This is a genomic window from Pseudomonas carassii (assembly GCF_036324045.1).
Taxonomy (GTDB): domain Bacteria; phylum Pseudomonadota; class Gammaproteobacteria; order Pseudomonadales; family Pseudomonadaceae; genus Aquipseudomonas; species Aquipseudomonas peradeniyensis.
This window is the reverse complement of the sequence record NZ_JAZDCT010000022.1, coordinates 39,428-64,139: the sequence shown is the minus strand read 5'-3', so window position 1 is coordinate 64,139 and position 24,712 is coordinate 39,428. Positions and strand designations below refer to the sequence as shown.

Annotated in this window: 20 protein-coding genes; 8 read left to right on the top strand and 12 right to left on the bottom strand. The window is 64.8% G+C overall.

Annotated elements, in window-relative coordinates:
• Positions 1-67: 67 nt before the first annotated feature.
• The 9 genes from purD to V0R62_RS16875 form a co-directional block, all read right to left on the bottom strand.
• Positions 68-1,363 (bottom strand): phosphoribosylamine--glycine ligase, encoded by a 1,296-nt coding sequence (gene purD / locus V0R62_RS16915; RefSeq protein WP_186732738.1) that lies wholly within the window; start codon positions 1,361-1,363, stop codon positions 68-70.
• A 186-nt stretch (positions 1,364-1,549) separates the two neighbouring features.
• Positions 1,550-3,157: a bifunctional phosphoribosylaminoimidazolecarboxamide formyltransferase/IMP cyclohydrolase gene (gene purH, locus V0R62_RS16910; RefSeq protein WP_330104546.1), complete on the bottom strand. Its 1,608-nt coding sequence runs from the start codon at positions 3,155-3,157 to the stop codon at positions 1,550-1,552.
• A 79-nt stretch (positions 3,158-3,236) separates the two neighbouring features.
• Positions 3,237-3,557, bottom strand: a complete 321-nt coding sequence (gene fis / locus V0R62_RS16905) for a DNA-binding transcriptional regulator Fis (RefSeq protein ID WP_011535876.1) — start codon at positions 3,555-3,557, stop codon at positions 3,237-3,239.
• Positions 3,554-4,567, bottom strand: coding sequence for a tRNA dihydrouridine synthase DusB (dusB, locus tag V0R62_RS16900; RefSeq protein WP_186713763.1), 1,014 nt, complete (start codon positions 4,565-4,567; stop codon positions 3,554-3,556). Before dusB ends, fis begins: the two co-directional genes overlap by 4 nt.
• A gap of 227 nt (positions 4,568-4,794) precedes the next feature.
• Positions 4,795-6,123 carry a DUF3426 domain-containing protein gene (locus tag V0R62_RS16895; RefSeq protein WP_330104545.1) on the bottom strand — a complete coding sequence of 443 codons (1,329 nt, stop codon included), beginning with the start codon at positions 6,121-6,123 and terminating at the stop codon, positions 4,795-4,797.
• Between the two features lie 43 nt (positions 6,124-6,166).
• Positions 6,167-7,045: a 50S ribosomal protein L11 methyltransferase gene (prmA, locus tag V0R62_RS16890; RefSeq protein ID WP_050707004.1), complete on the bottom strand. Its 879-nt coding sequence runs from the start codon at positions 7,043-7,045 to the stop codon at positions 6,167-6,169.
• 170 nt (positions 7,046-7,215) lie between these two features.
• On the bottom strand, positions 7,216-10,026 hold the full coding sequence (locus V0R62_RS16885) for an FAD-binding and (Fe-S)-binding domain-containing protein (RefSeq protein WP_330104544.1): 2,811 nt from the start codon (positions 10,024-10,026) through the stop codon (positions 7,216-7,218).
• A gap of 71 nt (positions 10,027-10,097) precedes the next feature.
• Entirely contained in the window at positions 10,098-11,243 is a 1,146-nt protein-coding gene (gene lldD, locus V0R62_RS16880) for an FMN-dependent L-lactate dehydrogenase LldD (RefSeq protein WP_330104543.1), read from the bottom strand.
• 60 nt (positions 11,244-11,303) lie between these two features.
• Positions 11,304-12,974 carry a lactate permease LctP family transporter gene (locus V0R62_RS16875; protein WP_330104542.1) on the bottom strand — a complete coding sequence of 557 codons (1,671 nt, stop codon included), beginning with the start codon at positions 12,972-12,974 and terminating at the stop codon, positions 11,304-11,306.
• A 260-nt stretch (positions 12,975-13,234) separates the two neighbouring features.
• Here V0R62_RS16875 and V0R62_RS16870 point away from each other — a divergent pair, with 260 nt between their 5' ends.
• Complete coding sequence (locus tag V0R62_RS16870) at positions 13,235-14,002, top strand: FCD domain-containing protein (RefSeq protein ID WP_330104541.1); 768 nt, start codon at positions 13,235-13,237, stop codon at positions 14,000-14,002.
• A 155-nt stretch (positions 14,003-14,157) separates the two neighbouring features.
• On the opposite strand, the gene smpB is transcribed toward V0R62_RS16870, so the two are convergent.
• On the bottom strand, positions 14,158-14,640 hold the full coding sequence (gene smpB, locus V0R62_RS16865) for an SsrA-binding protein SmpB (protein ID WP_011532120.1): 483 nt from the start codon (positions 14,638-14,640) through the stop codon (positions 14,158-14,160).
• A 161-nt stretch (positions 14,641-14,801) separates the two neighbouring features.
• Between smpB and V0R62_RS16860 the strand changes: the two genes are divergently transcribed.
• Positions 14,802-15,236, top strand: coding sequence for a type II toxin-antitoxin system RatA family toxin (locus V0R62_RS16860; RefSeq protein WP_050707000.1), 435 nt, complete (start codon positions 14,802-14,804; stop codon positions 15,234-15,236).
• 88 nt (positions 15,237-15,324) lie between these two features.
• Here the strand turns inward: V0R62_RS16860 and bamE are convergent, their stop codons facing one another.
• Positions 15,325-15,843 carry an outer membrane protein assembly factor BamE gene (gene bamE, locus V0R62_RS16855; RefSeq protein WP_110735055.1) on the bottom strand — a complete coding sequence of 173 codons (519 nt, stop codon included), beginning with the start codon at positions 15,841-15,843 and terminating at the stop codon, positions 15,325-15,327.
• Positions 15,844-15,940: 97 nt separating this feature from the next.
• Between bamE and fur the strand changes: the two genes are divergently transcribed.
• Positions 15,941-16,345: a ferric iron uptake transcriptional regulator gene (gene fur / locus V0R62_RS16850; protein WP_028691268.1), complete on the top strand. Its 405-nt coding sequence runs from the start codon at positions 15,941-15,943 to the stop codon at positions 16,343-16,345.
• 219 nt (positions 16,346-16,564) lie between these two features.
• Here fur and recN read toward each other — a convergent pair whose 3' ends face one another.
• Entirely contained in the window at positions 16,565-18,238 is a 1,674-nt protein-coding gene (gene recN, locus V0R62_RS16845; RefSeq protein ID WP_330104540.1) for a DNA repair protein RecN, read from the bottom strand.
• Between the two features lie 182 nt (positions 18,239-18,420).
• On the opposite strand from recN, the gene grpE reads away from it, so the two are divergent.
• The 5 genes from grpE to carA all read left to right on the top strand — a co-directional run bounded on the left by grpE (position 18,421) and on the right by carA (position 24,613).
• Positions 18,421-18,975, top strand: coding sequence for a nucleotide exchange factor GrpE (gene grpE / locus V0R62_RS16840; protein WP_186732745.1), 555 nt, complete (start codon positions 18,421-18,423; stop codon positions 18,973-18,975).
• A gap of 101 nt (positions 18,976-19,076) precedes the next feature.
• A complete protein-coding gene (gene dnaK / locus V0R62_RS16835) occupies positions 19,077-21,002 on the top strand; it encodes a molecular chaperone DnaK (RefSeq protein WP_254464336.1) in 1,926 nt (641 codons plus the stop codon).
• A gap of 211 nt (positions 21,003-21,213) precedes the next feature.
• On the top strand, positions 21,214-22,338 hold the full coding sequence (dnaJ, locus tag V0R62_RS16830; protein WP_330104539.1) for a molecular chaperone DnaJ: 1,125 nt from the start codon (positions 21,214-21,216) through the stop codon (positions 22,336-22,338).
• Positions 22,339-22,351: 13 nt separating this feature from the next.
• On the top strand, positions 22,352-23,158 hold the full coding sequence (gene dapB / locus V0R62_RS16825) for a 4-hydroxy-tetrahydrodipicolinate reductase (protein ID WP_330104538.1): 807 nt from the start codon (positions 22,352-22,354) through the stop codon (positions 23,156-23,158).
• Positions 23,159-23,476: 318 nt separating this feature from the next.
• Positions 23,477-24,613, top strand: a complete 1,137-nt coding sequence (carA, locus tag V0R62_RS16820; RefSeq protein ID WP_011532129.1) for a glutamine-hydrolyzing carbamoyl-phosphate synthase small subunit — start codon at positions 23,477-23,479, stop codon at positions 24,611-24,613.
• The last annotated feature ends 99 nt before the right edge of the window (positions 24,614-24,712 follow it).

Sequence of the window (24,712 nt, the reverse complement as noted above, 5' to 3'; positions counted from 1 at the left end):
CCCGGCAGGGCCTTGACGACGAGCCGAAGGCCGCGCGCACGGAGCGCCACGGCCGTTCGGTGCACTTTTACTGCTGGTGCTCACCGCGCTCGCGGGCGATGGCCCGGTAGCCGATGTCGGTGCGGTAGAAGCTGGCGTCCCACTTGACCTGCTCGGCCAGGCGGTAAGCCTGCTGCTGGGCGGCCTCGACGGTGTCGCCCATGGCGGTGGCGCAGAGCACGCGGCCGCCGGCGCTGACCACCTGGCCGTCCTTCAGCGCGGTACCGGCGTGGAACACCTTGCCTTCAAGCTTGGCGGCGGCATCCAGACCGCTGATCGCGGCGCCCTTGGCGTAGTCGCCCGGGTAGCCACCGGCAGCCAGTACCACGCCCAGGCTCGGACGCGGGTCCCATTGTGCTTCGACCTTGTCCAGGGCCTTGGCGAAGGCGGCCTCGACCAGCAGTACCAGGCTCGACTCCAGACGCAGCATGACCGGCTGGGTCTCCGGGTCGCCGAAGCGGCAGTTGAACTCGATGACCTTGGGGTTGCCCGCCTTGTCGATCATCAGGCCAGCGTAGAGGAAGCCGGTGTAGACGTTGCCTTCCTCGGCCATGCCGCGCACGGTCGGCCAGATCACCTGGTCCATCACGCGCTGGTGCACGTCGGCGGTGACCACCGGGGCAGGGGAGTAGGCGCCCATGCCGCCGGTGTTCGGGCCGGTGTCCTGGTCGCCGACGCGCTTGTGGTCCTGGCTGGTGGCCATGGGCAGCACGTTGTGGCCGTCGACCATGACGATGAAGCTGGCTTCCTCGCCGTCGAGGAACTCTTCGATCACCACTCGCGAACCGGCTTCGCCGAAGGCATTGCCGGCGAGCATGTCGCGCACGGCGTCTTCGGCTTCCTGCAGGGTCATGGCAACGATCACGCCCTTGCCAGCGGCCAGGCCGTCGGCCTTGATCACGATCGGCGCGCCTTTCTCACGCAGGTAGGCCAGGGCTGGCTCGATCTCGGTGAAGTTCTGGTAGTCGGCGGTCGGGATCTTGTGACGGGCCAGGAAGTCCTTGGTGAAGGCCTTGGAGCCTTCCAGCTGGGCCGCGCCCTTGGTCGGACCGAAGCAGTCCAGGTTACGGCTGCGGAACAGGTCGACGACGCCGAGCACCAGCGGCGCTTCCGGGCCGACGATGGTCAGGTCGACGTTCTTCTCGGCGAAGTCGGCCAGTTGCTCCAGGGCGGTGACGTCGATGGCGACGTTCTCGCATTTGGCTTCGGTGGCGGTGCCGGCGTTGCCCGGGGCAACGAAGACTTTCTCGACGCGTGGGTCCTGGGCGACTTTCCAGGCCAGGGCGTGTTCACGACCGCCGCTGCCGATGATCAAAACTTTCATGTCAAAACCTCGAATTCTGTATTACGGCGATCCGCGTTCCCTGTGTAGGAGCGGCCTTGTGTCGCGATAGGGCTGCGCAGCAGCCCCAGCAATTTCTGCTGCGAAGCTGAAACCTGGGGCCGCTACGCGCCCCTTTCGCGACACAAGGCCGCTCCTACACAAGGACCGGGATCGCCCGGCATCTGTTTAGTGGCGGAAGTGGCGCATACCGGTGAACACCATCGCAATGCCTGCCTCGTCAGCAGCGGCGATGACTTCTGCATCACGCATCGAGCCACCCGGCTGGATCACGGCGCTGATACCCACTTTAGCCGCGTTGTCGATGCCATCACGGAACGGGAAGAACGCATCCGAGGCCATCACCGCGCCCTGCACCTGCAGACCGGCGTGCTCGGCCTTGATCGCGGCGATGCGCGCGGAGTTTACGCGGCTCATCTGGCCGGCGCCGACGCCGATGGTCTGGCGGTTCTTGGCGTAGACGATGGCGTTGGACTTGACGAACTTGGCCACTTTCCAGGCGAACACCAGGTCGTGGATTTCCTGCTCGGTCGGCGCGCGCTGGGTGACGATCTTCAGGTCGTCGGCGCTGATCATGCCGATATCGCGGCTCTGCACCAGCAGGCCACCGTTGACGCGCTTGAAGTCCCAACCGGCGGCGCGCTCGGCTGGCCACTCGCCGCACTCCAGCAGACGCACGTTCTGCTTGGCGGCCACGACTTCGCGGGCGGCCTGGGAGATTTTCGGGGCGATGATCACTTCGACGAACTGACGCTCGACGATGGCCTTGGCGGTTTCGCCGTCCAGCTCGCGGTTGAAGGCGATGATGCCGCCGAAGGCCGATTCGGTATCGGTGGCGTAGGCCAGGTCGTAGGCCTTGCGGATGCCGCCTTCGTCTTCAGGCACCACGGCCACGCCGCACGGGTTGGCGTGCTTGACGATCACGCAGGCCGGCTTGACGAAGCTCTTCACGCACTCCAGCGCGGCGTCGGTGTCGGCCACGTTGTTGAACGACAGCTCCTTGCCTTGCAACTGGATGGCGGTGGAGATGCTGGCCTCGCCCTTCTTCGCCTCGACGTAGAACGCCGCGCTCTGGTGCGGGTTCTCGCCGTAGCGCATTTCCTGGGCCTTGACGAACTGGCTGTTGAAGGTGCGCGGGAACTCGCTGCGATCTTCGGTCGACAGGGTCTGCTTGGCCTGGTCAATGGTGCCCATGTAGTTGGCGATCATGCCGTCGTAGGCGGCGGTGTGCTCGAAGGCCTTGAGCATCAGGTCGAAACGCTGGGCGTAGGTCAGGCCGCCGGCCTTGAGACCCTCGACGATGCCGGCGTAGTCGCTGGCGTTGACCACGATGGCGACGTCCTTGTGGTTCTTCGCCGCCGAACGGACCATGGTCGGGCCGCCGATGTCGATGTTCTCGATGGCGGTCGGCAGGTCGCAGCCCGGCTTGCTGATGGTAGCTTCGAACGGGTACAGGTTGACCGCGACCAGGTCGATCGGCTTGATGCCGTGCTCGTTCATGATGGCGTCGTCGGTGCCGCGACGGCCGAGGATGCCGCCGTGGATCTTCGGATGCAGGGTCTTGACCCGGCCGTCCATCATTTCGGCGAAGCCGGTGTAGTCGGCCACTTCCACCGCGTTCACGCCATTGTCCTTGAGCAGCTTGTAGGTGCCGCCGGTGGACAGGATCTCGACACCGAGCTGCTGCAGCTCACGGGCGAATTCGAGGATACCGGTCTTGTCGGAGACGCTGATCAGGGCGCGGCGGATCGGCAGGCGGGTAGTCTGGTCGGTCATTTCAGATTCCATAACGCGGTGGAGTCAGCAAAAAAGGCGCCTTTTTGCATGAGCGCCTTTTCTGGTTGGGGTTCTGGCCTTACAACAGATCGTACTGCTTGAGCTTCTTGCGCAGCGTGCCTCGGTTGAGTCCGAGCATCTCGCTGGCCTTGGTCTGGTTGCCCTTGACGTAGTTCATCACGCATTCGAGCAAGGGCGCCTCGACTTCCGAGAGCACCAGGTTGTACACGTCCGTGACGGTAGCGCCTTCCAGGTGGGCGAAGTAGTTGTGCAGCGCCTTCTCGACGCTGTCGCGCAGGGTCTGGCCCTCCTCGCTCGGCGTGTTCAGGTGCTGCTTGAGGTTGGCGTTGTCGCTCACGGGCGTTGTTCCACTCACTAATGTCTCGGTCATCATCGTCATGCGGCCACCCCTTGTTCGTCCTCTGTCCCAAGGCTCTGTCGACGTTCGGCGAAAAACGCCTGAACGTTGGCGCACTGCGCTTGTGTGTCTTCCAAAGCGTTGAACCGGCTGCGGAACTCCTTGCCGCCGGGTCGGGTCGCCAGGTACCAGCCCACGTGCTTGCGGGCGATACGCACGCCCATCACATCGCCGTAGAAGGCGTGCAGTGCAGCCAGGTGCTCCAGCAGAATGCGTTCCACTTCGTCCAGCGCCGGTGCGGGCAGGTGCTCGCCCGTGCGCAGGTAATGCTCGATCTCGCGGAAAATCCACGGCCGCCCCTGGGCGGCACGGCCGATCAGCAGGCCGTCGGCACCGGTGGCGTGCAGCACCGCCCGGGCCTTTTCCGGCGAGGTGATGTCGCCGTTGGCGAAAACCGGGATCGACACCGCCTGCTTGATCGCGGCGATGGTGTCGTACTCGGCGTCACCGGTGTACAGGTCGGCGCGTGTGCGGCCATGCACCGCCAGCGCCTGGATGCCGGCCTGTTCAGCGATCTTCGCCACATTCAGGCCGTTCTTGTTCGCCCGGTCCCAGCCGGTGCGGATCTTCAGCGTCACCGGGACGTCCACGGCGCCGACGACGGCGTGGAGAATCTCGGTGACCAAGGCTTCATCTCTCAATAAAGCAGAGCCTGCGGCCTTGTTGCAGACTTTTTTCGCCGGGCAACCCATGTTGATGTCGATGATCTGGGCGCCGGCCTCGACGTTGGCCCGGGCCGCCTCGGCCATCATCTGCGCGTCGCCGCCGGCGATCTGCACCGAGCGCGGCTCGGGATCGCCTTCGTGGATGCGACGCAGACTCGACTTGCGGCTGTTCCACAGGCGCATGTCGCTGGAGACCATCTCCGAGACCACCATGCCCGCCCCGAGGCGTTTGCACAGGGTGCGAAAAGGCTGGTCCGTGACGCCGGCCATGGGGGCCAGGATCAGGTTGTTCTGCAGTGTGTAAGGGCCGATGCGTACCGCCGACATAGGTGTTCCCTGTTGTGGGGCCGAATCATTGGAGTTCGAAAAAGGGATGGCATGATACCCGCTCTCGATGACCGGATAAAGATGAATCTGGATAAAATCTGAACAGTTGCGGCGTTATGACCGATGCCGCAGGTGCTGGAAATTCAGCCGTTGCGCTGAACCTGGGGCCGCTTTGCGGCCCGTTCGCGACGCTGGCAAGCCAGTAGGGCGGGCTTGCCGCTGGTCGCTTATTCCGGCGAGCGGAAGCTCAGGCTGTAGTTCACCGCCTTCGGCCCCGGGTCGAGGATGTCCAGGGCGATGTGGATCGGTGTCTGGCTGGGCATCTCGCCGCGGCCGGCCAGCTCGCCCGACAGGTATTCACTGGGCTTGAAGCGTCGGCTGGCGATCAGCTGGCCGTTGAGGTCGGCGAAGCGCAGCTCCAGCAAGGGGAAGGGCTGGGCGAAGGGGGCGCGGTTGTAGATGATCGCGTCGACGATCAGCGCACCCTTGAAGTCCGGGTGGCTGCGCACCACCAGGTTGCTGCTCTTGATCCGCGAGATGTCCACGCGGGTCGGCACCTGGCAGCCGAGCGCCGGGCACAGTTGCTGGAACCAGGGGCGGTACTGGTCCTGGCGGGCCATCTCGTCGAAGTGGAACCAGACGTACTGGAACGCCAGCAGGCCGGCGGCCAGCAGGGTCAGGAAGCCCCACAGCAGGCGCTTGCCCCAGTTCGGTGCAGGCTTCTCCCAGTCCAGTTGCAGCGGGTCGTCGACCACATCGACCAGCGGCTCTTTGCGCGTGCGCTCGGGCTTGATCGCCAGGCTGGGTTCCAGGCGTTGCCCAAGCTGTTCGTCGGGTTCCTCGTCGCGGGCCGAGAGCGGCTCGCTGCGGACCTCGTCGTCCAGCGCCGAGAGGCCCTTTTCCGGAACAGGTTCGTCGTTGGCGGACATCCGCTCCAGTGGCTCGTCGAGGTCGTCGGCTGCTGGCGGGTGGCGTACCGGCGGTTCGTCGTCCAGCTCGAGGTCGGCGCTGCCGAGGGTCGGTTCGGTGCGTTCGTCGGCCGCAGGCTCCAGGTCCAGCGGTTCCTGCTCGAGCAGTACCGGCGCTTCCTCGCGGACCTGCGCGGGCTCCAGGTCGTCATCGGTGGCGGTGCCAAACAGTTCGTCGCCGTGTCCATCGCCGACCTGCTCGTCGCGACGGGCCTGCAGCACGCTCTGCGTCGCGCCGCGCCGGTCACCCGGGCTGCGCCGTTCGAGGCGCGCCAGTTCCTGGTCGAGGTCGAGGGCGTCCAGCTCCTCGGCCGTGACGCTCCAGTTGTCTTCGTCCGATTCCGGAGTTTCGGCCACCGGCTCAGCTGCCGGGGGCACCGACACGACCGGCTCCGCCACGGCGGGCGGTGCCTCGGCGCTGCCTTCACCAGTGGCGACGCGGTTCTGCTCCAGCAACTGTTTCGCCGCGTTGAACACCTGCAGGCAATGGCCGCAGCGCACCACGCCGCGGGCCACGCTCAACTGGTGATGGGTGACGCGAAAGCTGGTCTGGCAATGCGGGCACTGGGTGACGAAACTGTCGGTCATGCGGCTGTCCGGGGAACTGTGCAGGAGATGAGTCTAGGCGCGCTTAGCGGCGGCGACCACTGATACGTACCCAGCCGTCGCGCACGACGATCGGGTCCAGGTCGAAGTCGGCCGTATACGCTGCGGCCACTTCCTCGCCTTGTTCGGCAAGGATGCCCGATAGCGCCAGCAGGCCACCGGGGCGTACCAGGCCGGACAGTTGCGGCGCCAGCGAGACCAGTGGGCCGGCCAGGATGTTGGCGACCAGCACGTCGGCCTGCATGGCCGGCATCTGCTCGGGCAGGTACAGGTCGAACTTGTCGTCGGCGATGCCGTTGCGCTGGGCGTTGTCACGGGAGGCCTCGATAGCCTGCACGTCGATGTCGGTGCCGACCGCGTGGCGGGCGCCGAGCAGCAGCGCGGCGATGGCGAGGATGCCCGAGCCGCAGCCGAAGTCCAGCACCTGGGTGCCTTGCAGCTGTTGGCCGTCGAGCCACTCCAGGCACAGCGCGGTGGTCGGGTGGGTGCCGGTGCCGAACGCCAGGCCGGGGTCGAGCAGCAGGTTGACCGCGTCCTTTTCCGGGGCTTCGTGCCAGCTCGGCACGATCCACAGGCGCTGGCCGAAGCGCATGGGCTGGAAGTTGTCCATCCAGCTGCGCTCCCAGTCCTGGTCCTCGATCACTTCGGCCTGGTGCTCGGGCAGCGCGGCACCGGTCAGCAATTGCAGGTGGGCGAACACCGCTTCAGGTTCGGCATCGGCCTCGAACAGCGCCAGCAGGTGCGTGTGCGACCACAGTGGGGTGGTGTTGAGGTCCGGTTCGAAGATCGGCTGGTCTTCGGCGTCCATGAAGGTCACCGAGACGGCACCCACTTCGAGCAGGGCGTCTTCGTAGGTTTCGGCTTGTTCCGGGCTGATGGCCAGGCGTACTTGCAGCCAGGGCATGGCGGGCACCTTTGGTAAATCGACAGGGGCAGCCCGAGGCTGCGCGAAAAGGCCGCCAGTTTACTTGAGTGCGCAGGGTTTGTGCAGGACGCAGTTGTGCTGCTGGCTTTACCGGCGCCACCGCGGGGCTAGCCCGCTCCCACCGGAGGGAGAGCGGGACTGCCTTAGGTTCAGAGGCTGCGCGCGCGGGTGACCCGGTCGACCAGGTACACCAGGCCGTGATAGTCGATGCCGCTGTGACTCGACAGGCCGATTTCACAGGTGCGGCTGGTGGAGATCCCTTCGCTGCAGTACTGCACGGCGTCCTTCAGGGTGCGCAGGGAGTGGGCATTGAGCTCCGGGGTGGTGAAGCCCTTGTCGCCGGCGAAGCCGCAGCAATGGATGCCCTCGGGGATTACCACCTGCTTGCTGCAGCGCCGCGCCAGGTCGATCAGCGCCTGGCTTTCGCCCAGGTGCTGGGTGCTGCAGGTCACGTGTACCGCCACCGGCTCGTCCTGGGGGGTGAACTCCAGCCTGTCGACCAGATGGGTGCGGATGAAGCGCACCGGGTCGTACAGGTCCAGTCGCGACTCGCCCAGGTCTTGCACCAGGCGCAGGGTGCAGGGACTGGTGTCGCAGTAGATCGGGTCGAGGCCGCCGCGGCTGGCGTGCAGTAGCGCGGTGATCAGCTCCTGGCGCTTGTGCTCGGCCTGCTCGGGGTAGCCCTTGGAGGCGAACGGCTGGCCGCAGCACAGGCTGTCGGCGTTGTCCGGGAACACCACCTGGTAGCCGGCCTTTTCCAGCAGGGCGCGGGTCTTGTCCAGCAGCGAGTTCTGTTCGCGGTCGGCGTAGGCCGGGCCCATCACCCGCGACACGCAGGCGGCCAGGTAGACGACCCGTGGGCGGGCATCGTGGCTTGGCGCAGGGAAGTCGATGGCGCGCAGCGGCTGCGGCATGGCGGGCGTCCACTGCGGCAGGCGGCCTTTGCTGGCCTTGCTGAGGCTGGCGCTGAGGCGGCTCATGCGAGGGGCGCCGAGCAGCCTGCGTGCGCTATTGGCGGCGGCCAGGGTGAAGCGGGCGCCGCGCAGGGTGGCGTGGAAATGCTCGGCCAGCCAGTCGGCGGCCTTGTCGTGTTCGGCCGCCTGGCCGCGCAGTTTCTTCACCAGCTCGCCGGTATTGATACCCACCGGGCAGCGCTGGGCACAGAGGCCCGTGGCGGCGCAGGTATCGATGCCCTGGTACTGATAGGTGCGCAGCAGTTCGCGGATGTCGACGCCGGCACGCTTCTTCGCCTGGATATCGCGCCACATGACGATGCGCTGGCGTGGGCTGAGGGTCAGCCCTTTCGACGGGCACACCGGCTCGCAGAACCCGCACTCGATGCACTTGTCGACGATCTCGTCGGCGGCCGGCAGCGGCTTGAGGTTCTTCAGGTGGATATCCGGATCCTCGCTCAGCACCACATCGGGGTTGAGGATGCCGTTGGGGTCGAGCAGGCGCTTGAGCTGCCACATCAACTGATAGGCGTCCTTGCCCCACTCCAGCTCGACGAACGGCGCCATGTTGCGCCCGGTGCCGTGCTCGGCCTTGAGCGAGCCGCCGAACTCCACCGCCACCAATTGTGCAACGTCATCCATGAACGCCTGGTAGCGCGCCACTTCCTCGGCACTGTTGAAGCCCTGGGTGAAGACGAAGTGCAGGTTGCCTTCCAGGGCGTGGCCGAAAATGATCGCTTCGTCGTAACGGTGCTTGTCGAACAGCTGGATCAGGCGGTTGACGCCCTCGGCCAGCTGCTCGATGGGGAAGGTGACGTCTTCGATGATCACCGTGGTGCCGGTCTGGCGCACGGCGCCGACGGCGGGGAAGGTGTCCTTGCGGATCTTCCACAGCTGGTTGTACACCGCCGGGTCTTCGCTGAAGGCGACCTTCTGCTCCAGCGGGAACTCGGCGATGGCGGCCATCACCTGGTCGAGCTGTTCGTGCAGCAGGCTCTGGTTGGCGGCGCGGGACTCGATCAGCAAGGCGCAGGCGTTGTTGGACAGGCCTTTCACCCAGGCCGGCATGCCGGGCATGTCCTGCACCGAACGCAGGCTGCGGCGGTCGAGCAGCTCCACGGCGGACACCGGTTGCGGCTTGAGCAGGGTCACCGCCCGGCAGCAGCTTTCCACGCTCGGGAACACCAGCAGCGCGCTGGCCTTGTGCGGATGGTCGGGCACTGTGTCGTAGGTGACGGCGCTGATGAAACCGAGGGTACCTTCGGAACCCACCAGCAGGTGCTGCAGGATGTCGAGCGGCTGGTCGTAGTCCACCAGCGCGTTGAGCGACAGGCCCGTGGTGTTCTTCAGTCGGTACTTGTGGCGGATGCGATCGGCCAGTGCGAGGTTGGCGCGGGTCTCGCGGCCAAGGCGGGCCAGCTCGTCCAGCAGGCCGGCGTGGCTTTGCTCGAATGCAGCGACACTGGCCGGGTCCTCGCTGTCCAGGCGGGTGCCGTCGGCCAGCACCAGGCGCAGGCCGGCAAGGGTGTGGTAGGTGTTCTGCGCGGTGCCGCAGCACATGCCGCTGGCGTTATTGGCGACGATGCCACCGATCTTGCAGGCGTTGATCGAGGCCGGGTCCGGGCCGATCTTGCGTCCGAAGGGGGCGAGCCAGGCGTTGGCCTGGGCGCCGATCACCCCGGGCTGCAGGCGGATCTGCGTGCCCTGGCCGCGAATCTCCCGGCCATTCCAGTTGTCGCCGAGCACGATCAGCACCGAGTCGCTGAGCGCCTGGCCCGACAGGCTGGTGCCAGCGGCGCGGAAGGTCACGGGTACCCGGTCACGCTGGGCCAGCTGGAGCAGCGCGACCACTTCGTCCTCGGATTCCACGCGCACCACCAGCTTGGGAATCAGCCGGTAGAAACTGGCGTCGGTGCCGAAGGCCAGGGTCGAGGTCGGGTCGTCGAAGCGGCGTTCGGCGGGGATCAGGCGCTCGGCATCACGCAGGAACGCGGCGGGCAGGCTCATGCAGTCTCCTCGCGGGGCCGCGGCGTCTTGTGCGCGGCGTGCCCCGGGCAATCAGGCATTGGCGGGCGCGCTCAGGCGCCCAGTTCGCGGACCAGCGAGTCTCGGGTGATCTCGCCGATGGACTTGGCGCCGGTCAGTACCATGGCCACGCGCATCTCTTTCTCGAACAGCTCCAGCAGGTTCTTCACGCCCGCTTCGCCATGGGTGGCCAGGGCATACAGGAAGGCGCGGCCGATCAGCACGGTGTCGGCGCCCAGGGCGATCATGCGCACCACGTCGAGGCCGCTGCGGATGCCGGAGTCGGCGAGGATCTTGATGTCGCCCTTCACCGCGTCGGCGATCGCCGGCAGGGCGCGGGCGCTGGACAGCACGCCGTCGAGCTGGCGGCCGCCGTGGTTGGAGACGACGATGCCGTCGGCGCCGAACTTGACCGCGTCGCGGGCATCCTCGGCGTCGAGGATGCCCTTGATGATCATTGGGCCGTCCCAGAATTCACGGATCCACTCAAGGTCTTTCCAGGAGATGGACGGGTCGAAGTTGTTGCCCAGCCAGCCGATGTAGTCGGCCAGGCCCGTGGGGTTGCCACGGTATTTGGAGATGTTGCCAAGATCGTGCGGGCGGCCGAGCAGGCCGACATCCAGCGCCCACTGCGGGTGGGTCATGGCCTGCCACACGCGGCGCAACGGCGCGTTCGGGCCGCTCATGCCGGAGTGGGCGTCGCGGTAGCGGGCACCGGGCACGGGCATGTCGACGGTGAACACCAGGGTTTTCACGCCGGCCGCTTTTGCCCGCTCCAGGGCGTTGCGCATGAAACCACGGTCTTTCAGGACATACAGCTGAAACCACATCGGCCGGTCGATGGCCGGGGCCACTTCCTCGATCGGGCACACCGACACCGTCGACATCGTGAACGGAATGCCATGGGCCGCCGCCGCGCGGGCCGCTTGCACTTCGCCACGGCGGGCGTACATGCCGGTGAGACCGACCGGGGCCAGGGCCACGGGCATGCTCAGGGTTTCGTCGAACAGCCGGGTCTCAAGGCTCAGGTCCGACATATTCTTCAGCACGCGCTGACGCAGGGCGATGCTGGCCAGGTCCGAGACGTTGTGGCGCAGGGTGTGCTCGGCGTAGGCACCGCCGTCGGCGTAGTGGAAGAGGAAGGGGGGCAGCTTGCGCTGGGCCGCGGCGCGATAGTCGGTGGAGGCGGAAATGATCATGGATTCTCGCAGCGTGGGTTGAGGGAGATGCCGGGCGCCAGGGCGCCCGGCCCCTTCACTTTAGTGATGAACCAGCATGCCGGTCAGCCAGTAGGCCTGGATCAGGGTGATCAGGCCGACGATGGTGGCGAAGAACAGGCTGTGCTTGACGGTGAAGCGGAACAGATCGGACTCCTTGCCCACCAGGCCGGTGGCAGCGCAGGCCACGGCGATCGACTGCGGCGAGATCATCTTGCCGGTCACGCCGCCGCTGGTGTTGGCCGCCACCAGCAGGGTGTCGTTGACCCCGATCTGGTGCGCGGTGGTGGCCTGCAGCGAGCTGAACAGGGCGTTGGACGAGGTGTCGGAACCGGTCAGGAACACGCCCAGCCAGCCCAGGAATGGCGAGAAGAACGGGAATGCGGCGCCCGTGCCGGCCAGCACCAGAGCCATGGTCGAGGACATGCCCGAGTAGTTGGTGACGAAGGCGAAGGCCAGCACCATGCCGATCGACAGGATTGGCCAGCGCAGTTCCCAGAAGGTCTCTTTAAAAGTGGTCAGACCAGTTTTGAGGTTGATCTTCAATACCCACATCGAGATCAGCGCGGAGAGGAAGATCGCGGTGCCGGTGGCGGAGATCGGGTCGAACTTGAACACCGCCGGCATGGCGGTCGGCGCGGTGACGATCGGCGCGGTCTTGATCACCAACTGGTCGAGGTGCGGGATGGCGAAGTTGAACACGAAGTTGTACATCGCGCCGCCCGGGGCGAAGGCCGCCTTGAACGGCTTCAGGGTCCAGATCGTGACCAGCACGGTCAGGATCAGGAACGGCGACCAGGCCTTGAAGATCTCGCCGAAGCTGTACGGCGAAGGCTGGCTGCCACCCGATTGCACCACGGCGGCGCCGACGCTGCCCTTGGCTTCGGCGAACGAGCGCTTGGGCTGCCAGACTTTCAGGAACAGGGTCAGGGCGATCAGGCTGGCCAGGGCCGAGGTGATGTCCGGCAGCTCCGGGCCGATGAAGTTGGAGGTGAAGTACTGAGTGACGGCGAAGCTCAGGCCGGCCACCAGGGCGGCGGGCCAGGTCTCTTTCACGCCGCGCACGCCGTCCATCATGAACACCAGCCAGAACGGCACGAACAGCGACAGCAGTGGCAGCTGGCGGCCGGTCATGGCGCCGATGTGGAAGGCGTCGATGCCGGTCACTTGCCCAGCGACGATGATCGGGATGCCCAGGGCGCCGAAGGCCACTGGCGCGGTGTTGGCGATCAGGCACAGGCCGGCGGCGTACAGCGGGTTGAAGCCCAGGCCCACCAGCAGCGCGGCGGTGATGGCCACCGGCGCGCCGAAGCCGGCCGCGCCTTCGAGGAAGGCGCCGAAGCAGAAGCCGATCAGCAGCACTTGCAGGCGCTGGTCGTCGGTGATCGACAGCACCGAGCTGCGGATCACCTCGAACTGGCCGCTCTTGACCGTCAGTTTATAGAGGAACACCGCGGCGACGATGATCCAGGCAATCGGCCACAGGCCGTAGAGGAAGCCATAGCCCGCGGCGGCCAGGGCCATGTCGACCGGCATCTGGAAGGCGAAGATCGCCACCAGGATCGACAGCGCGAGGGTGATGCTGCCGGCGACGTGGCCCTTGAGGCGGAACACGGCGAGGGCGAGGAAGAAGAACACGATGGGGATGACCGCCGCCAGCGCGGACAGGCCGAGGCTACCAAGCGGGGTATAGAGTTGTTGCCAGGTTTGCATATGGGGTGGCCCCTAATTGTTGTTGGTCAAGGCACTGGCATTGGATAATTGGTAAGACCAATTTACAATGACTGGGCGCTAGGTTAAGAGCGCCGCGCGGGGTGTGTCAATTTGTCCTGTGGAAAACTTTGGTCGGATGCCGATGAGCGGGCATCTGCACGGCAGGGAAAATCGCCGCCTGATGGGTGTCGGCGCAGGCCGGATAGGCGCAGAATAGGCGCCCCCGGATTCGCATCCCCGGGGTTCGTGGAGAGCAAGCAATGGTTTTTGATCAGGTCCGCCAGCGGCGCCTGTCCGACGACATCGTCGACCGGTTGGAAGGGATGATTCTCGAGGGTACGTTGACTTCGGGGCAGCGCCTGCCCGCCGAGCGCGTCCTGGCCGAGCAGTTCGGTGTGTCCCGTCCGTCGCTGCGCGAGGCGATCCAGAAGCTGGTGGCCAAGGGGCTGCTGGTCAGTCGCCAGGGTGGCGGCAACTATGTGGCCGAAGCCTTGGGCTCAACGTTCAGCGACCCGCTGTTGCAGTTGCTGGAGCGTAATCCGGAGGCCCAGCGCGACTTGCTGGAGTTCCGCCATACATTGGAGGCGTCATGCGCCTACTACGCGGCCCTGCGCGCCACCGAGCCTGATCGCGAACGGTTGAAGACGGCGTTCGACGCGCTGCAGGATTGCTACAACCGTGTCGGCGAGGTGGACCGGGCGCAGGAGGGCGCGGCCGATGCGCGTTTCCACCTGGCCATTGCCGAAGCCAGCCACAACGCCGTGCTGCTGCACACCATCCGCGGCTTGTTCGACCTGCTCAAGCGCAACGTGGTGACCAACATCGGCGGCATGTACCAGCAGCGCACTGAGACCCGCGACATGCTGATCAGCCAGCATCGCGAGTTGTACCTGGCGATTGTCGAGGGGCGGGCCGACGATGCGCGGGAGGTGTCGAGCCGGCACATCCTGTATGTGCAGGAGGTGCTGCAAGAGGCGCAGCAGGAGGCCCGGCGAGTGGCGCGGGCGGAGCGGCGCAGCGGGCGCTAGGATGCGGCATGCACGGTCGTTGTAGGAGCGGCCTTGTGCCGCGAAAAGGGCGCGCGGCGGCCTCGGAATCTATGCGTCACACAGATTGTAGGGGGGCCGCTTCGCGGCCCTTTCGCGGCACAAGGCCGCTTCTACAGTGACCGCGTGGGTCGGAATTACTCTTCCTTGCCCTTGTTGCGCATCGTGCGCTGCAGCTCGCGGTTGGAGTCGCGCTCGCGCACGGTATCGCGCTTGTCGAACTCCTTCTTGCCCTTGCCGAGCGCGATCTCGCACTTGATCAGGTGCTTGCTCCAGTACAGCGACATCGCCACGCAGGTGTAGCCCTTCTGCGCCACGGCTGCTTCCAGACGCTCCAGCTCGCGCTTGTTCAGCAGCAGCTTGCGGGTGCGGATCGGGTCGGCGATGACGTGGGTGCTGGCGGTGGTCAGCGGGGTGATGTGGCTGCCGAACAGCCAGGCTTCGCCATCCTTGAGCAGCACGTAGCTGTCGGTCAGGTGCGCCTTGCCGGCCCGCAGGCTCTTTACTTCCCAGCCGGACAGGACCAGCCCGGCCTCGAACTTGTGTTCGATGAAGTAATCGTGTCGCGCCTTCTTGTTCTGCGCGATGGTCCCGGTCGGATGTTTCTTTTGCTTAGCCATAGGGGCGGCATTATAGGGAGAGTCCGCGTCCTCGGCTATGGGGTTTAGGTGCGCTTGAGCCCGTTGTGTGAATCCCGGACAATACAGGCCTCGTTCTGCCGCGCAGAACCGTATTCGAGGCGCTGCGACGCGCCACCGCCCAGATTGGAAGTGACGCCTGGATGACTACCCATATTCAACGCTCCGCCCTGCTGCCATTCCCTGCCCAGGCGCTCTACGACCTGGTCAACGATGTGGCCAGCTACCCGGAGTTCCTGCCCTGGTGCTCGGCTTCCACCGTGCTCGAGGCCAGCGACACGCACATGCGCGCCAAGCTGGAAGTGGCCAAGGGCGGCATGAGCCAGCAGTTCACCACGCGCAACGTGCTGGTGCCGGGGCAGTCGATCGAAATGAACCTGGAGGATGGGCCGTTTACCCAGCTGCATGGCCTGTGGGTGTTCAAGCCGCTGGGCGAGAAGGCCTGCAAGATCAGTCTTGACCTGTCGTTCGACTACGCCGGTGCCCTGGTGCGGGCGACCCTGGGGCCGCTGTTCAACCAGGCGGCCAATACCATGGTCGATGCGTTTTGCCAGCGCGCCAAACAGATCAATGGCTGAGTAGCGCTGGCGGGGGCCTGATCCAAGGGCTTTTCCACAGTGCAATAAAAAGCCCGGACTGGATCCGGGCTTTTTAGTGTCGGCGCATTTACTGCGGCGAGGTTTCCAGCGGTGCCGGCGTCGGGACCGGAGTGGTCTCGATGTTGTCGATTTCCTTCTGCAGCGTGTCTTCCAGCGAGCCTGGCTTGGCTGGCTTCTCGGGCTGGCTCGGCTGCTTGTCCGGGCTGACCGTGGTGTCGCCGCTGCCACCGAGGATTTCCTGGTCGCGGCTGACGCCCGGCATGAAGTCGCCGGAGAGGCTGACCAGTTGGTCGTTCTCGTTGAAGAAGATGCTCATGCGCTCCTGCTGGCGCTGGCCGCCGCCGGGCTGCAGGCTGTACAGGTAGTCCCAGCGGTTGGTGTGGAAGGTGTCCTGCAGCAGGGGGTTGCCCATGATAAACCTTACTTGCCGGCGGGTCATTCCCGGGCGCAATTGGTCTATCATGTCTTGCGTGACGACATTGCCCTGCTGGATGTCGATTTTGTAAACCCCGGGAAACGAGCAACCGGCGAGTGCGAGCAGTCCCACTAGGGTGAGGCTGGTTAGCAAGAGCTTGGTGTTTTGCATCGGTGGGCGACTTCCACTATCTTGGCTGGACAACGTAAACCCCGATCATACCCGTATTAAGAGAAGCTGCGAAGCAGCATCGGCGAGAAAGCTGACCATGGTTGAAAATAGCGAATTGCGCAAAGCGGGCCTCAAGGTAACCCTGCCTCGAGTCAAGATTCTTCAGATGCTCGACTCCGCCGAGCAGCGTCACATGAGTGCCGAGGATGTCTACAAGGCGCTGATGGAAGCTGGCGAGGATGTCGGTCTGGCGACCGTGTACCGCGTACTGACCCAATTCGAAGCGGCGGGCCTGGTGGAGCGCCACAACTTTGATGGCGGCCACGCGGTGTTCGAGCTGGCGGATGGCAAGCACCACGATCACATGGTCAACGTGGACAGCGGTGAGGTCATTGAATTCTTCGATGCCGAAATCGAGAAGCGCCAGAAAGAGATCGTTGCCGAGCATGGCTTCGAGCTGGTGGACCACAATCTGGTTCTGTATGTGCGTAAAAAGAAGTAACGATTTAGATCGTTATTGATGACAAAGGCGACCTTCGGGTCGTCTTTGTGCTTTCTTGGGCAGCGTACAAATCTCCTTGTAGGAGCGGCCTTGCCGAGGCGTCGGACCGGCCGGAAAGGGCTGCGTAGCGGCCCCCTGCAATTCTGAGTCATGCAGAGATCCCGAGGCCGCTACGCGCCCTTTTCGCGGCACAAGGCCGCTCCTACAGGGGGCGCAGGCTCAGGCTTTGCTGCTCACCACCATCTTGCGCGCATGGGCCAGCGATTCCTTGGTCAGGTCGATCCCGCCCAGCATCCGCGCCACTTCCTCGACCCGCTCGCGTTTGCCCAGGCTGGCCACGGCAGTGTGCGTGGTGTCGCTGTTGCGCACCTTGTGCACGAACAGGTGGTGATGGCCCTGCGCTGCTACTTGGGGCAGGTGGGTAACGGTCAGGACCTGGCCGCGCTCGCCGAGGCGGCGAAGCAACTGGCCAACGATCTCTGCCGTCGGGCCGCCGATCCCCACGTCCACTTCGTCGAACACCAGGGTCGGAATGCGCGAGGTTTGCGCGGTGATCACCTGGATCGCCAGGCTGATACGCGACAGCTCACCGCCTGAGGCGACCTTGGCCAGGCCCTTGAGTGGCTGGCCGGGGTTGGCGCTGACGAGTAGTTCGATCTGCTCCAGGCCATGGGGCGAAAGGTCTCCGTTGTCGAAGGGCGTGAGCTCGATGCAGAAGCGCCCGCCGGGCATGCCCAGGCGCTGGATCTCCTGCTCGACAGCGGTGGCCAGCTGTTTGGCGGCCTGCTGGCGCAGTGCGCTCAGCTCACTGGCCTTCTCCTTATAGTGCTGGGCGTAGGCGGCCAGTTCCTCGCCCAGGCGCTCGATCGACTCGTCGCTTGCATTCAGCCCTTCCAGCTCTTCCATCAGGCGCTGCTGCAGGTGCGGTAATTCGGTGGGGTGCACGCGGTGCTTGCGGGCGAGGGTATAGATAGTATCCAGGCGCTCTTCAAGGGCCTGCAGGCGCATCGGGTCGGCGTCGAAGTTGTCGAGGAAGCGGTTGAGCTCGCCGACGGCTTCCTCCACCTGGATCTGCGCGCTGGCGATCAGGTTGACCGCCTCACTCAGCGCCTTGGGGCCGTTGACGACCGCGGTGAGCCGGTTGAGGCTGACGGTCAGGGCACTCAGTACGTTGCCCGAGTCGCTTTCGCTGCAGTGGTCGATGACATGGCGGCAGATGCCGAACAGCGCCTCGGCGTTGGTCAGGTTCTTGTGTTCCTGCTCCAGCTGTTCCAGCTCGTTTTCGCCGAGGCCCAGATTGTCCAGTTCTTCCAGCTGGTAGCTGAGCAGCTGGTGGCGTGCCCGCTGCTCGTCGCCGGAATTGCTCAGGCGCTCCAGCTCCAGGCGCGTCTGGTTCCAGCGCTTGGCAGCCAGCTGGACCTGGCGGGCCAGGTCGCTGGCGCCGGCGTACTCGTCCACCAGGCGGCGGTGGGTGTCGGTCTTCAGCAGCGACTGGTGCTCATGTTGGCTGTGGATGTCGATCAGCAGCTCGCCCAGGGCCTTGAGGTCGCCCAGCGGACAAGGGGTGCCGTTGATGTAGCCACGGCTGCGGCCCTCGGCGGTGATCACTCGACGCAGGATGCACGGCCCTTCGCTTTCCAGGTCGCGTTCGGCGAGCCAGGCGTGGGCCTCGGGGATGTCGACCAGGTCGAAGGTGGCGAGGATGTCCGCCTTGTCGGTGCCCGGGCGTACCACGCCGCTGTCGGCGCGGTCGCCCAGGGCCAGGCCGAGGGCATCGAGCATGATCGACTTGCCGGCCCCGGTTTCGCCGGTGATGACGGACATGCCGCGGGCGACCTCGAGGTCGAGGTGTTCGACGATGGCGTAGTTGTGAATGGACAGGTGCACCAGCATGGGGCGGCTCCCGAAGGGTCGTGTCTGGATATTTATACAGTGCTTTTCGCGAGTCTGCCAATAGCCGGTCGACGAATGTGGAAAAGCACCTCCCCCCTTGAACCTGGTTTTTCCGACCCCATATAGCCGGCAAGACATGGCGAGCCTGGCTCGCACGACAGAAATCGTGGAGGAGAAACCCAATGGCTGACGAACAGCTGGATGAGAAGAACCTGAATTCCGAAGAAGCAGGCGCCGCGAATGCCGATGCCCGAGTCCTGGAGCTCGAGGAGCAGCTGGCCGCCGCCAAGGACCAGTCCCTGCGCGCCGCCGCCGACCTGCAGAACATCCGCCGCCGTGCCGAGCAGGATGTCGAGAAGGCCCACAAGTTCGCCCTGGAGAAGTTCGCCGGCGACCTGCTGCCGATCATCGACAGCCTGGAGCGTGGCCTAGAGCTGTCCAGCGCCGACGACGAGACCATCAAGCCGATGCGCGAAGGCATCGAGCTGACCCTGAAGATGTTCCAGGACACTCTCAAGCGCTACAGCCTTGAAGCCATCGACCCGGATGGCGAACCATTCAATGCCGAGCAGCATCAGGCCATGGCCATGCAGGAAAGTGCCGACGTTGAGCCAAATAGCGTGCTCAAAGTATTCCAGAAGGGCTACCAGCTCAACGGCCGTCTGCTGCGCCCCGCCATGGTGGTGGTCAGCAAGGCGCCGAGCGCCCCGCAGCCTTCGATCAATGAAAAGGCTTGAAATCTTTCCGGGCACCCCCATCTAGGTGTCAAGCCTTCAAGTATTAGTGCAGTTGGCCAAAGCAGTCGCTGCTACCAAATTCAAGTTTCGGGAGAATCAACATGGGTAAAATCATCGGTATCGACCTGGGGACCACCAACTCCTGCGTCTCCGTGCTGGAAAACGGCACCGCCAAGGTCATCGAGAACGCCGAAGGCGCGCGCACCACGCCGTCGATCATCGCCTACGCCAACGACGGCGAGATCCTGGTCGGCCAGTCGGCCAAGCGCCAGGCGGTCACCAACCCGCACAACACCCTGTTCGCGGTGAAACGCCTGATCGGCCGTCGCTTCGAAGAAGACGTCGTGCAGAAAGACATCAAGCTGGTGCCTTACAAGATCGTCAAGGCCAACAACGGTGACGCCTGGGTCGAGGCCGCCGATAAGCAGATGGCTCCGCCGCAAATCAGCGCCGAAGTCCTGAAAAAGATGAAGAAGACCGCCGAAGACTACCTCGGCGAGCCGGTCACCGAAGCGGTCATCACCGTTCCGGCCTACTTCAACGACAGCCAGCGTCAGGCGACCAAGGACGCCGGCCGCATCGCTGGCCTGGACGTAAAACGTATCATCAACGAGCCGACCGCCGCCGCGCTGGCCTACGGCATGGACAAGGGCAAGGGCGACCACACCGTCATCGTCTATGACCTGGGTGGTGGTACCTTCGACGTGTCGGTCATCGAAATCGCCGAAGTCGACGGTGAGCACCAGTTCGAAGTACTGGCCACCAACGGCGACACCTTCCTGGGTGGCGAAGACTTCGACATGCGCCTGATCGACTACCTCGTCGACGAGTTCAAGAAAGAGTCCGGCATGGACCTGAAGAACGATCCCCTGGCCCTGCAGCGCCTGAAAGAAGCCGCTGAAAAAGCCAAGATCGAGCTGTCCTCCGCTCAGTCGACCGACGTCAACCTGCCGTACATCACTGCAGACGCCACCGGTCCGAAGCACCTGAACGTGAAGATCTCCCGCGCCAAGCTGGAGTCGCTGGTCGAAGACCTGGTCAACCGTACCATCGAGCCATGCCGCATCGCCCTGAAGGACGCCGGTATCGACGCCAGCAAGATCGACGACGTGATCCTGGTCGGTGGCCAGACCCGTATGCCGATGGTGCAGAAAGCCGTTGCCGACTTCTTCGGCAAGGAAGCACGTAAAGACGTCAACCCGGACGAAGCCGTCGCCATGGGTGCCGCCATCCAGGGCGCTGTTCTGGCCGGTGACGTGAAGGACGTGCTGCTGCTGGATGTCAGCCCGCTGACCCTGGGTATCGAGACCATGGGCGGCGTGATGACCGCGCTGATCGAGAAGAACACCACCATCCCGACCAAGAAGTCGCAGGTGTTCTCGACCGCCGACGACAACCAGGGCGCCGTGACCATCCACGTGCTGCAGGGCGAGCGCAAGCAAGCTTCGCAGAACAAGTCGCTGGGCAAGTTCGACCTGGCCGACATCCCGCCGGCTCCGCGCGGCGTGCCGCAGATCGAAGTGACCTTCGACATCGACGCCAACGGCATCCTGCACGTCGGCGCGAAGGACAAGGCCACCGGCAAGGCACAGTCGATCGTGATCAAGGCCAACTCCGGCCTGTCCGACGAAGAAATCGAGAAAATGGTGCGTGACGCCGAGGCCAACGCCGAGGAAGACCGCAAGTTCGAAGAGCTGGCCGCCGCCCGTAACCAGGGTGACGCGCTGGTCCACTCGACCCGCAAGATGGTCACTGAAGCCGGCGACAAGGTCACCGCTGAAGAGAAGACCGCCATCGAGGCCGCCGTGGTCGCCCTGGAGGCCGCCGTCAAAGGCGACGACAAGGCTGTCATCGACGCCAAGGTCGAGGAGCTGTCCAAGGTCTCGGCGCCAGTCGCTCAGAAGATGTACGCCGAGCAGCAGGCCGAGCAACCGCAGGGCGGCGCCCAGCAGGCCGAGCCGGAAGCCAAGCACGATGACGTGGTTGACGCCGAGTTCGAAGAAGTGAAAGACAACAACAAGCAGTAATTCCTGCATGTTGTCGGCCGGTTCACCGTCGTTTGTCGGTGAACTGGTAGGATGTCGCCGCGCGGGAGCTTGCTCCCGCGTTGGCGTGTCTGGAACACGAGAATTATTTACGGCATCTGTCACGGCGTATTCGCCTATGACGACAGGTGCTGGTGGCATGGCGCACGATGCGCCGAGGTATGCCGAACGCCCCCAAGAGTGCATATGACCTATGGCAAAGCGTGATTTTTATGAGGTCCTGGGTGTCGAGCGTGGCGCCAGTGAAGGTGATCTCAAGAAGGCCTACCGCCGTCTGGCGATGAAGTACCACCCGGACCGCAACCCGGGCGACAAGGAATCGGAAGACCTGTTCAAGGAGGCCAACGAGGCCTACGAAGTGCTGTCCGATGCCAGCAAGCGCGCGGCATACGACCAGTATGGTCATGCCGGCGTCGACCCGAGCATGGGTGGCGGCGGTGCCGGTTTCGGCGGCGCCAACTTCTCCGATATCTTCGGCGATGTCTTCAGCGACTTCTTCGGTGGCGGCCGCGGTGGTGGTCGTGGTGGTGTCCAGCGCGGCAGTGACCTGCGCTACACCCTGGAGCTCAACCTCGAAGAGGCGGTGCGTGGCACCACGGTCAACATCCGCGTGCCCACGCTGGTCAACTGCAAGCCGTGCGACGGTTCCGGCGCCAAGAAGGGTTCGACGCCGTCGACCTGCCCGACCTGCGGCGGCATCGGCCAGGTGCGCATGCAGCAGGGCTTCTTCGCCGTGCAGCAGACCTGTCCGCGTTGCCACGGCCAGGGCAAGATCATCACCGACCCTTGCGGTTCGTGCCACGGCGAAGGTCGTGTCGAGGAATACAAGACGCTGTCGGTCAAGGTGCCGGCCGGTGTCGATACCGGTGATCGCATTCGCCTGTCCGGCGAAGGCGAGGCGGGCGCCCATGGCGGTCCGACCGGTGACCTGTATGTGGTCGTCAATGTGCGCGAGCACCCGATCTTCCAGCGCGACGGCAAGCACCTCTACTGCGAAGTGCCGATCAGCTACACCGACGCTGCCCTGGGTGGCGAGCTGGAAGTACCGACCCTCGACGGTCGCGTGAAGCTGAAGATCCCCGAAGGCACCCAGACTGGCAAGCAGTTCCGTCTGCGCGGCAAGGGTGTGGCGCCGGTGCGCGGTGGCGCGGCGGGCGACCTGCTGTGCCGCGTGGCGGTGGAGACGCCGGTCAACCTCAGTCGCCGTCAGCGCGAGCTGCTCGAGGAGCTGCGTGACTCCCTCGAGGGCGACAGCTCCCATTCGCCCAAGGCCAGTGGCTGGTTCGAGGGCGTGAAGCGCTTCTTCGGCGATCTCTGAGAAGGAACAGGCTATGCGACGTATTGCAGTGATGGGCGCCGCCGGGCGCATGGGCAAGGTGCTGATCGAGGCTGTGCAGCAGCAGGCGCCGAGGGCCGGCCTGACCGCGGCCATCCATCGTCCCGACAGCTCCCTGGTCGGTGCCGACGCGGGTGAGCTGGCGGGTCTGGGGCGCATTGGCGTGACCATCTCTGACGACCTGGCCAAGGTCGTCGATGAGTTCGATGTGCTGATCGACTTCACCCATCCGTCGGTGACCCTGAAGAACCTGGCGTTCTGCCGCAAGGCGGGCAAGGCCATGGTCATCGGTACCACCGGCTTCAGCGCTGAGGAGAAGGCGCTGCTGGTCGAGGCAGGCAAGGAGATCCCGATCGTCTTCGCCGCCAACTTCAGCGTGGGCGTCAACCTCAGTCTTAAGCTGCTGGACATGGCGGCGCGGGTGCTGGGTGACGACGTGGATATCGAGATCATCGAGGCTCACCATCGGCACAAGGTCGATGCGCCGTCGGGTACCGCGCTGCGCATGGGTGAAGTGGTCGCCAATGCACTGGGGCGCGACCTGCACGAGGTGGCGGTGTATGGCCGTGAAGGCCAGACCGGCGCCCGTGATCGCCAGACCATCGGTTTCGCCACCGTGCGTGCGGGTGACGTGGTCGGTGATCACACCGTGCTGTTCGCCGCCGAAGGCGAGCGCCTGGAAATCACCCACAAGGCCTCGAGCCGCATGACCTTCGCCAAGGGCGCGGTGCGTGCCGCGCTGTGGCTGGATGGGCGCGAGCCTGCGCTGTACGACATGCAGGATGTGCTCGAGCTGCATTGACCCTTGTGTATTGGGTTGTGGGAGCGGGCTTGCCCCGCGATGGCGTCGGAACGGGCAGCAATGGCCTGGTGGGGTGTCATCGCGGGGCAAGCCCGCTCCCACAATGGATCCCGACAAATCAGTCTGTCGCAATCCTGGGTTTTGGAGACACATTCCCGGTAGACCCAAAACGCATTTTTCTGTAAGCTACAGCTTTAGTGTGTCCACTAAAAGCGCGCAGACTAATTCAGCATAAAAGCGGGGTGACGTGTCCATACGTCATTCCGCTTTTTTGCAACCTGCGATCGCCCTTTCAGGCTTGATTTACGGGAGGTCTTCTTGACTAAGCCAGCCATACTCGCCCTTGCCGATGGCAGCATTTTTCGCGGTGAAGCCATTGGAGCCGACGGTCAGACCGTTGGTGAGGTCGTGTTCAATACTGCAATGACCGGCTACCAGGAAATCCTCACAGACCCTTCCTACGCCCAGCAAATCGTTACCCTGACCTACCCGCACATCGGCAACACCGGCACCACCCCGGAAGACGCCGAATCCAACCGCGTCTGGTCCGCCGGCCTGGTCATTCGCGACCTGCCGCTGCTGGCAAGCAACTGGCGTAACACCCAGTCCCTGCCCGACTACCTGAAAGAACACAATGTCGTCGCCATCGCCGGCATCGACACCCGTCGCCTGACCCGCATCCTGCGTGAGAAGGGCGCCCAGAACGGCTGCATCCTGGCTGGTGACAACATCAGCGAAGAAGCCGCCATCGCCGCCGCCCGCGCCTTCCCGGGCCTGAAAGGCATGGACCTGGCCAAGGTCGTCTCCACCAAGGAGCGCTACGAGTGGCGCTCCAGCGTGTGGGAACTGAAGACCGACAGCCACCCGACCATTGAAGCCGCCGACCTGCCGTACCACGTCGTGGCCTTCGACTACGGCGTCAAGCTGAACATCCTGCGCATGCTGGTTGCCCGTGGCTGCCGCGTCACCGTGGTGCCCGCGCAAACCCCGGCCAGTGAAGTCCTGGCGCTCAACCCCGATGGCGTGTTCCTGTCCAACGGCCCTGGTGACCCCGAGCCGTGCGACTACGCCATCCAGGCGATCAAAGAGATCCTCGACACCGAGATCCCGGTATTCGGCATCTGCCTCGGCCACCAGCTGCTGGCCCTGGCCTCCGGCGCCAAGACCGTGAAGATGGGCCACGGCCACCACGGTGCCAACCACCCGGTCCAGGACCTGGACACCGGCGTGGTCATGATCACCAGCCAGAACCACGGTTTCGCCGTCGACGAAGCCACCCTGCCGGGCAACGTCCGCGCTATCCACAAGTCGCTGTTCGACGGCACCCTGCAGGGCATCGAGCGCACCGACAAGAGCGCGTTCAGCTTCCAGGGCCACCCTGAGGCGAGCCCAGGCCCGACCGACGTCGCGCCACTGTTCGATCGTTTCATCGATGCCATGGCCAAGCGCCGCTGAGCATCCTGCAGCAAGGCCCCGGGCCGGTAATTGCCGCGCCCGGAAGCGCCTGACCCAGATTGTTCAAGACGGCTTGCCGACTGACCCGCGGATTTGAGT

What these genes read in the sequence shown, in the direction of transcription:
- dusB (WP_186713763.1), bottom strand. Translation starts at nt 4,567, where the DNA reads ATGTCGGCGGTACGCATCGGCCCTTACACACTGCAGAACAACCTGATC.
- prmA (WP_050707004.1), bottom strand. Translation starts at nt 7,045, where the DNA reads ATGCCCTGGCTGCAAGTACGCCTGGCCATCAGCCCGGAACAAGCCGAA.
- V0R62_RS16875 (WP_330104542.1), bottom strand. Translation starts at nt 12,974, where the DNA reads ATGCAAACCTGGCAACAACTCTATACCCCGCTTGGTAGCCTCGGCCTG.
- grpE (WP_186732745.1), top strand. Translation starts at nt 18,421, where the DNA reads ATGGCTGACGAACAGCTGGATGAGAAGAACCTGAATTCCGAAGAAGCA.
- V0R62_RS16895 (WP_330104545.1), bottom strand. Translation starts at nt 6,123, where the DNA reads ATGACCGACAGTTTCGTCACCCAGTGCCCGCATTGCCAGACCAGCTTT.
- recN (WP_330104540.1), bottom strand. Translation starts at nt 18,238, where the DNA reads ATGCTGGTGCACCTGTCCATTCACAACTACGCCATCGTCGAACACCTC.
- purD (WP_186732738.1), bottom strand. Translation starts at nt 1,363, where the DNA reads ATGAAAGTTTTGATCATCGGCAGCGGCGGTCGTGAACACGCCCTGGCC.
- V0R62_RS16860 (WP_050707000.1), top strand. Translation starts at nt 14,802, where the DNA reads ATGACTACCCATATTCAACGCTCCGCCCTGCTGCCATTCCCTGCCCAG.
- dnaK (WP_254464336.1), top strand. Translation starts at nt 19,077, where the DNA reads ATGGGTAAAATCATCGGTATCGACCTGGGGACCACCAACTCCTGCGTC.
- purH (WP_330104546.1), bottom strand. Translation starts at nt 3,157, where the DNA reads ATGACCGACCAGACTACCCGCCTGCCGATCCGCCGCGCCCTGATCAGC.
- fis (WP_011535876.1), bottom strand. Translation starts at nt 3,557, where the DNA reads ATGACGATGATGACCGAGACATTAGTGAGTGGAACAACGCCCGTGAGC.
- bamE (WP_110735055.1), bottom strand. Translation starts at nt 15,843, where the DNA reads ATGCAAAACACCAAGCTCTTGCTAACCAGCCTCACCCTAGTGGGACTG.
- V0R62_RS16870 (WP_330104541.1), top strand. Translation starts at nt 13,235, where the DNA reads ATGGTTTTTGATCAGGTCCGCCAGCGGCGCCTGTCCGACGACATCGTC.
- fur (WP_028691268.1), top strand. Translation starts at nt 15,941, where the DNA reads ATGGTTGAAAATAGCGAATTGCGCAAAGCGGGCCTCAAGGTAACCCTG.
- dnaJ (WP_330104539.1), top strand. Translation starts at nt 21,214, where the DNA reads ATGGCAAAGCGTGATTTTTATGAGGTCCTGGGTGTCGAGCGTGGCGCC.
- dapB (WP_330104538.1), top strand. Translation starts at nt 22,352, where the DNA reads ATGCGACGTATTGCAGTGATGGGCGCCGCCGGGCGCATGGGCAAGGTG.
- smpB (WP_011532120.1), bottom strand. Translation starts at nt 14,640, where the DNA reads ATGGCTAAGCAAAAGAAACATCCGACCGGGACCATCGCGCAGAACAAG.
- V0R62_RS16885 (WP_330104544.1), bottom strand. Translation starts at nt 10,026, where the DNA reads ATGAGCCTGCCCGCCGCGTTCCTGCGTGATGCCGAGCGCCTGATCCCC.
- lldD (WP_330104543.1), bottom strand. Translation starts at nt 11,243, where the DNA reads ATGATCATTTCCGCCTCCACCGACTATCGCGCCGCGGCCCAGCGCAAG.